We start from the raw sequence: 6859 nt of genomic DNA on the forward strand, positions 1-6859 counted from the left end.
ACAAAGCGTCTTTTACAAGATGAAAGAGTGCTGATGGTATCAAAAAAGAGTGCTGAGAGGTTCTATCAGAGGTTGACGATATCAACGGAAATTTATCAAAAAAAATACATTGAAAACATATGGATATTGTTTTTTAACTTTGCAAATTGGTTTTTGTTAGTATTTCTTAGCAGATAATCTGTTTTTGGTGTTCAAAAATAGGGACGTTTAGGGGGGGGATTTCACCCCTATTATTAGCTTTTTTGAGTGGTTTTAGACAGAAATGCAAATCTTTTTGAGAAATTTTTTAATATTTAATCTTTGTTAAAGTTAATAGAGGTATCTCGAAATTATTGTTCCTTTAAAAAAAGTATTTTATTGGTTTTAATGTGATCAATTGGATTAAGTGTTAATTTATAGTAAATGGAGTTTTTATGGTTGTGAAAATCTATTTTAGGAGTTGATTTTAATTGATTGAAAATTTTTGGTATTTTTAAAAGGATGATTCTTGCTTTTAATTTATTTAGTAGGATGCTGTTTAAAACCTAAGTGCTGTGGTTACATAAAGAATAGAAAGATGGAATTACTCTAAAAAATATAAATTAGAGATATAACTCTTTCAATAATTTGATGCAACCCAAGGCAGAGTAAAACTTGGTTTCCATCAGACTTTTGCGATGATCACCTGACTACTTTTTCAGAATGTTCTTCCTAGAAGTTTGAATGTTTTTAAGAATTCATTTACTTATAAAGATCTCTATTTTTTATCTTTCCATGATTCTATATTTTTTTAGCAGAGTACAAGTATGTGCCAGTCGATCTAAAATGACTTGTCTGTAGCATTTCGTATCATAGACTCCCCATCGGTATATAAGGATTCAATGTGCTCCTCAGATGAAATGTGATTTAGTAAATCACCAGGGGGGAGTACCTGATATTATTTGTTGTGAGCAGTGCCTTTTAGGAAGGTTGTAGCAATATTCTAATGTGGAGCTTGCGCCATGGATATTGATATTCAGGTTGATGTTTATAACGTTTCCACTCAACTTACGTATTTTGAAATTTTGAATCAATCAATTTTTTGAATTTTTAGGTAGTATACAAGAGTTGTCAAATGGTGTGATGCAATTGAAATAGTAATCTCAGCGTTAAATAATTTAACAGATTTAGAAATCCCATTAATTGAAAAATGGAGGCGAACTAAATGAAGGATACGTATATAGAGGCAGATCATTGTATTCAAGAAGCTTTGCAAGGGAGTATTGTCCACTTAAACGATAATTTATATTTTCAAAGTGCTGAAACAGCCTTACAGCAAGTCCTTATACCTGAGCATGTTTGCTGTACAGCACCATACTGGATCATTGGATATGAGTTGCCTAAGCCGATTCAAAATAAACAGGAATTAGAGTCATTATTTGCATGGCATAACTTTTTTATTGAATTTTCTAGCAATGCTGATGAATTTAAAGATTTCAATCCTAGAGATGAGTGATTAACCCTTATAGTGTCTTATCCATTCTAATTTTTAAATTTATTAGTGTGAGTACACGATAACTTCAGTCTGAACTGGATATAAAAGGATGATTTGTGACACTAGAAGTGTAAAGAAGCAACTCAGTTTCTTTTTAATCGTACTTTTAGGAGTGATTAGCTATAATTATGTAGCTACTCGCCCAGTAGAAAATACAGCGGTGAATTCCAACGTTCGAGAGCGTGAGCGAGCATTTATACAAAAACGCGCTGAATACATAAAAAGTCACGGCGAGACAAGTATAGCTGAGCAAGAAATTAATAAAGAATTGGCACTCAGAAGAGGGTATTCTTTAATTAATAGTTCGTCTTCATATCAGCGTGTTGAAGAGCAAGATCTTGAAAAATTTGTAAAGTGAGGTACATATTATGGTAGATCAAATTATTTCTAAAGATAATGCGAAAATATTCGCTAAATCCGCAGCAAAAAATTAGTAAGATGAAATAATAAAGTGTGACGATCTCAGGTCTATACTAAACGCAACTAATCAACCTCCTATGAAAATCGTCAGAACTGGTAAAGATGTCATGGAGTTTTTAGAGGATTGATTTTTAAGACATTGTTTTGTTTTTATTTGATCGCTGTGATTTTAATGAAGTATTGCGGGATCATTACTCAATTTTAATTTATGTCATAATTTATTAATCTTAATTTCAGATAAAAATCAAGGAGACAATGAATGTCGAGAAAAGTAATAATGACTACAAATGAAAGACGTCTTCAAGTATTAAATCAAATGCGTGCTAGCTACCGTGGTGTGCAGCTTTTAAAGCAAGATAGAACTAGATTTATACAGCATAGTACTACGGCTCAATCTAGCTTATTTTCCACAAGCGATAGTAGGTATCATGCATGTGATGAACTATCAATGGAAACGGATGAGAGTGATGTGTTGAAAGAAACTGCTGAAGCTATGTACGCATCTACAGGTGATACAATTTGGTTAAGCTTTTAAATATAAAATTCAAGCGCTTTATATCGTTTCAATGAGCAGAGTTCAAAATTGCTTGAGTAAGTCGTCAATTGATATTTCCTCTTCCACATAGAAAACACCATTTTGGTCTGCTTTCATTTTTTTAATAGAATTACCTTGGATTTTATGGATGTCTAGTAGATCTTTAAGTATTTGATCTGCAATTTTATTTTTCCAATCATTTTCTGGATCTAAAGGAATCAACATGAGTTTCGCCTGGTTCATGGTGTAAAAGCTAAATCAACAGTACTATAGGATGTATGATATTAGAATTGGTTTAAATTACTTCAATACGGGTATGACTACTTAAACTTCGATGATCAAATTTTCTCTAAACCCATTTTTACCTTGTTCTGGCGGATAACCCAATGGATTGATCACTAATCTACATCCATCGACTACAGTATCCACTGATGTATGCGTATGTCCTGCAATCCATAACTTAAAGCCTTTTATATCTAAATCATTAATAAAATAGGGATTGAGTGCAGATGCAACAGGATGCGCACCCCAATATGGATCAAGACAAGCTAAATGAGGCGGGAAGTGAGTAATGACAATCACATTATCTTGATCCTTAAATTTCATAATATTTTCATGATATTTTTTAAATAATTCTATGTAGTCATTAGTAGTTACCGTTCGATGATCACTGCCAATCATGATTTGATCAAAATCATAAATCGATTGTTCAGCATCTTTTTGGGACTGTAAAAGTACCTCAGGAGATGTAAGTGGTGAATTGGAGCGAAAGTTTGTAAACAGCGTGCCACCTACAAATATTTTATCTTGAATTTTGATATGGTTGTCATCAAGTAGTGCATTTTTTGGGTAGTTTTCTTTCAAGAAATTCACGACTGAACTGTAGTTAGAGCTGTAGTAATCATGATTACCTAAAACAAAGATAAATTTTTTATTTAGAGATTTACATTTTTCGGCAAACTCAATTGCACCACTTAAGCGATTAGAAAAATCGCCAGCGTGAATAATGACATCAGCTTGCTCTGATATTGAATATTTAGAATTGTGAGTATCCGATAAAATTTGCAGTTTCAATCTACTTCCTTTATTAAATCACGCTGCTTAAATATATAGAGTTTCATTGCGATCAGTTTACAGCAACTAAATATTAGAAATTATAAGATACTCATCTGTATCTTTAAGCCTATAAAAATATAGGTAATTATTTTTGAATCAATTGATTAAATATTAATCATAAAATTTGACCAATTGAATTTATGCACATAAGATAAAGATGTTACAGCAAAATCTGTGACCAGGCGTGGAAACCTGAATTTACTACAGAAGCAGTAAACCGCTTTGGCGGTTTTTTGCGTTAAATATGTTTAGTCTATCGTAATGGTAGGCCAAGCAGGGCAGTCTATGACTGGCCGTCTTCTGTAGTACGGTATTTCCACCCCTGTTTGGCTTGCCTCCATCTCGTGGAAAAGTTGGAAGCTTGTTTGTAATTAATTACTACAGGAACTAGACATGAACACTTTCTATAATATCCCTTATTTTCTCAAAGCTATTTCTTCTGTTCTTAAAGAATAAAATTTTCGAAATAAATTTTCGTCATGTTTAATTAATTCTACTTTTATAAATTTCGTAATCTTACGAGATATAGAGAAGTATTGCCTAGAGAAAATAAAATGGCCCGTACTAAGCTTTTAACCAATATTATTCAAAGAAAAATGATGGTGCCTGACGAAATGTCGCACTCAAATCTGCACCATAACTTTGAAATATCACTTTATGACTTCGCCAAGCATGAGATCCTAGAAAAACTATATAAAGCAGACAATCAACGCTCCACAGAGTGCTGGAGCCCTGCTGAAATTCAGGAGTTTATTCTAAACTGTTTGAATGATCGTAATGTCAATTTATGCGTTCGCTATTGGAAAGATGCTGTTGGTAATATTTATATCATCGATGGTGGGCACAGGATTTCAATCATTTATGCTTGGATTAAAAGATACTTTATTGATGAGCAAGTAATAGGAGCCCCAAAATTCACGGCACCACAAAAACGAGATATTCGTCAGATTCGTAATCGATTAGGTGGATTAGCTGATTTTCAAGAGTTATGTAGCGATTCTGAGTTTCAGCAAAAATTAAAATCAACCAAAATTAATTTTATTGAAGTCATTGGGACACCTGAGGAAGCTCGAAAAGCCTTTTGTTCAATCAATTCGGATACGAAACGATTAGATCCAGATGAAGAATATCATTTACAGAATAGGGGGAGTGATGCTTTTTATGTGATTTATGCGTGTTGTTATATAAACGATAATAAATCCAACTTGGCTGAACTGAATTACGAGCGGATAAATGAAGTGATCACTTTGGGTGAGCAAATTCATGATCATCTTTTTAAGATAATACTTTTAGAGCCAGATTTAACACACGGTAAAAAAATCGGCTTGGTCAATGAACTCCTGAATATCATGTTTGGTGATACTAGTCAGAATACTGTGAATATAGACCAAGGTCAGCGTGTAGAAAATTTAATGCTAAAACTTAGAGTTGTGCTGTGTCGTATCGCTACACCACCAATTAGTATTCGGATTCCAAGTTTGGGCTTACACCCAAAACTATATTTTTATAAAGATAATCGTTTTCAAGTGACATCCTTTTTGGCCTGGTTCTCTATCGTCTGTGAAATTGAAAAAGACTGTTTTGAAATACAGAATAAAAAGATAGATTTTATTGGATTTACTCGAGCACGCCGTGGTGTTGAAAGTTTAATTGAAAAAATTCCTGTGGCGATTAAAGAAACTGTCGGTAAGTTTGGTAGCGGGATCAAATCACATGAGCGATTGAAGAACGTGTATCAGGCCTTTATCTGCATTGGACTGAATATGGATTTAGATTTTGAAGATGAAGTTTGTTTGAACACCGTCATTCTTTCGATGAGTCAATCATTTGATTATATTAATTTTAATGATTTTTACCTTGACCGTTTTGGTGGTGATTATGATGAGAGTATTGTGGATGATGTTGTGAGCTTTGTGCAATCAGTAAGATCATCAAAGAAGAAAAAACCTCTAAATTTTTCACTAGCGGCCAAAAGAAACCTGTATCAACGTGAGGAAAGGAAAACATGGAGCTATTGCGAAGTATGTGATAGCGCTTTATACCTTGAATCGACTGAAGTAGATCATCGAGAATCGAAAGCAGAAGGTGGTTACGGTGTTTTAGAAAATGGAGCAATTATTCACCCGATATGTAATCGTTTTAAGTCAGATCGTGCTTTGGAAGAAGTAAGAGCAGATTTATTTGACTAAAAAGATAAGGGAGCAAATGCTCCCTTATCTTTTTGTTTTTTAGTAGACTGGGGTCAGTCTTTAGCCTAAGCAACCAATATGAAAACAATAGACTATTACAACCAATACGCAGATCAATTTTTACAAGCCACGTTGTATGTGGATATGGAAAGTCTATACCAACCATTTTTAGCTGAGGTGCCAGATTCAGCACGGATCCTGGATTTAGGCTGTGGCTCAGGGCGTGACACTTTGGCTTTTAAAAATAAAGGCTATCAAGTTGATGCTATCGACTATTCTGAAGTATTGGTCGAACGAGCGACCCAACTGACTGGTATCACTGTTCAGCAGCAAAGTTTTTATGAGCTTGATATACACGATGTTTATGATGGGGTATGGGCATGTGCCTCTTTACTACATTGTGCTCGTAATAGACTCCCTGATGTTTTAAAACGTATTCATTCTGCATTACGCCGTGGCGGTGTGTGCTATATGTCTTTTAAATATGGAACAGCAGATAGAGTAAAAGGCGGTAGGGCGTTTACTGACTTAAATGAAGAGCAGGCTCAGGAATTGTTAGACCAGTTGAATGGGGTTAGGGTACTAAAACAGTGGATTACAGTAGATCAGCGACATGATCGTGATGAAAAGTGGCTGAATGTACTTTGGAAAAAACATGCCTGATTTTATTCTTATAGCTCAAAAAATTGAAATTCCTAAAAAATATCCAACTGGTTCTATAGTCGGAGAGTTTTAGTAGTCATTATAAATTTGCACTATTGATTATTCTCAAACGATTAGCTATTGAAAAAGGGCAGGACACAAGGATTACATAACTGATTGGGTGTGGCATTCGAATCATGAAAGACCACACCAAGCTAACAAAGGAAGATCACCTTTAATGGCTGCTTAACCTCTACTTATAACTTCGGTTATTTATAGGCTACCGAGGATTCCATGGTTTTTAATCCGCGTCTGTTGATGAAGTCATTTTACTGTACAAGTTTCCAAGCTATATAGAAAATTATTGTTATCAATATGATTTAATTACCTCCATAATATCAAGTTATGTTTGGCGATTTAAGAAATCTCTAAATAACTTATATT

The 6859-nt window shown here is 34.0% G+C and carries 7 protein-coding genes and 1 pseudogene; 6 read left to right on the forward strand and 2 right to left on the reverse strand.

Annotation, left to right across the window (positions count from 1 at the left end; translation table 11 throughout):
- The first annotated feature begins 1183 nt into the window (after window positions 1-1183).
- The 3 genes from VF675_RS13245 (at window position 1184) to VF675_RS13255 (ending at window position 2468) form a co-directional block, all read left to right on the forward strand.
- The gene (locus VF675_RS13245) at window positions 1184-1474 is read left to right on the forward strand and encodes a hypothetical protein (RefSeq protein WP_160243360.1); all 291 of its coding nucleotides are present in this window, start codon (window positions 1184-1186) and stop codon (window positions 1472-1474) included.
- 88 nt (window positions 1475-1562) lie between these two features.
- The gene (locus tag VF675_RS13250; protein ID WP_225543738.1) at window positions 1563-1871 is read left to right on the forward strand and encodes a hypothetical protein; all 309 of its coding nucleotides are present in this window, start codon (window positions 1563-1565) and stop codon (window positions 1869-1871) included.
- 321 nt (window positions 1872-2192) lie between these two features.
- Complete coding sequence (locus tag VF675_RS13255; protein WP_024435959.1) at window positions 2193-2468, forward strand: hypothetical protein; 276 nt, start codon at window positions 2193-2195, stop codon at window positions 2466-2468.
- Between the two features lie 42 nt (window positions 2469-2510).
- On the opposite strand, the gene VF675_RS13260 is transcribed toward VF675_RS13255, so the two are convergent.
- Window positions 2511-2693 (reverse strand): hypothetical protein, encoded by a 183-nt coding sequence (locus VF675_RS13260; protein ID WP_024435960.1) that lies wholly within the window; start codon window positions 2691-2693, stop codon window positions 2511-2513.
- A gap of 99 nt (window positions 2694-2792) precedes the next feature.
- Window positions 2793-3542, reverse strand: a complete 750-nt coding sequence (locus tag VF675_RS13265) for a metallophosphoesterase family protein (protein ID WP_440205348.1) — start codon at window positions 3540-3542, stop codon at window positions 2793-2795.
- Window positions 3543-4138: 596 nt separating this feature from the next.
- Between VF675_RS13265 and VF675_RS13270 the strand changes: the two genes are divergently transcribed.
- The 3 genes and pseudogenes from VF675_RS13270 to VF675_RS13280 all read left to right on the forward strand — a co-directional run.
- Window positions 4139-5773, forward strand: coding sequence for an HNH endonuclease (locus VF675_RS13270; RefSeq protein ID WP_440205349.1), 1635 nt, complete (start codon window positions 4139-4141; stop codon window positions 5771-5773).
- 78 nt (window positions 5774-5851) lie between these two features.
- On the forward strand, window positions 5852-6436 hold the full coding sequence (locus tag VF675_RS13275) for a class I SAM-dependent methyltransferase (protein WP_440205350.1): 585 nt from the start codon (window positions 5852-5854) through the stop codon (window positions 6434-6436).
- Window positions 6429-6576: pseudogene (locus tag VF675_RS13280) on the forward strand (HNH endonuclease); the annotation flags it as partial. The gene VF675_RS13275 and the pseudogene VF675_RS13280, both read left to right, overlap by 8 nt.
- Between the last annotated feature and the right edge of the window lie 283 nt (window positions 6577-6859).

It is taken from the genome of Acinetobacter sp. Lyrl_1 (assembly GCF_051948795.1).
In the GTDB taxonomy this organism is placed as follows: domain Bacteria; phylum Pseudomonadota; class Gammaproteobacteria; order Pseudomonadales; family Moraxellaceae; genus Acinetobacter; species Acinetobacter towneri.

What these genes read in the sequence shown, in the direction of transcription:
- VF675_RS13245 (WP_160243360.1), top strand. Translation starts at nt 1,184, where the DNA reads ATGAAGGATACGTATATAGAGGCAGATCATTGTATTCAAGAAGCTTTG.
- VF675_RS13250 (WP_225543738.1), top strand. Translation starts at nt 1,563, where the DNA reads ATGATTTGTGACACTAGAAGTGTAAAGAAGCAACTCAGTTTCTTTTTA.
- VF675_RS13255 (WP_024435959.1), top strand. Translation starts at nt 2,193, where the DNA reads ATGTCGAGAAAAGTAATAATGACTACAAATGAAAGACGTCTTCAAGTA.
- VF675_RS13260 (WP_024435960.1), bottom strand. Translation starts at nt 2,693, where the DNA reads ATGTTGATTCCTTTAGATCCAGAAAATGATTGGAAAAATAAAATTGCA.
- VF675_RS13270 (WP_440205349.1), top strand. Translation starts at nt 4,139, where the DNA reads ATGGCCCGTACTAAGCTTTTAACCAATATTATTCAAAGAAAAATGATG.
- VF675_RS13275 (WP_440205350.1), top strand. Translation starts at nt 5,852, where the DNA reads ATGAAAACAATAGACTATTACAACCAATACGCAGATCAATTTTTACAA.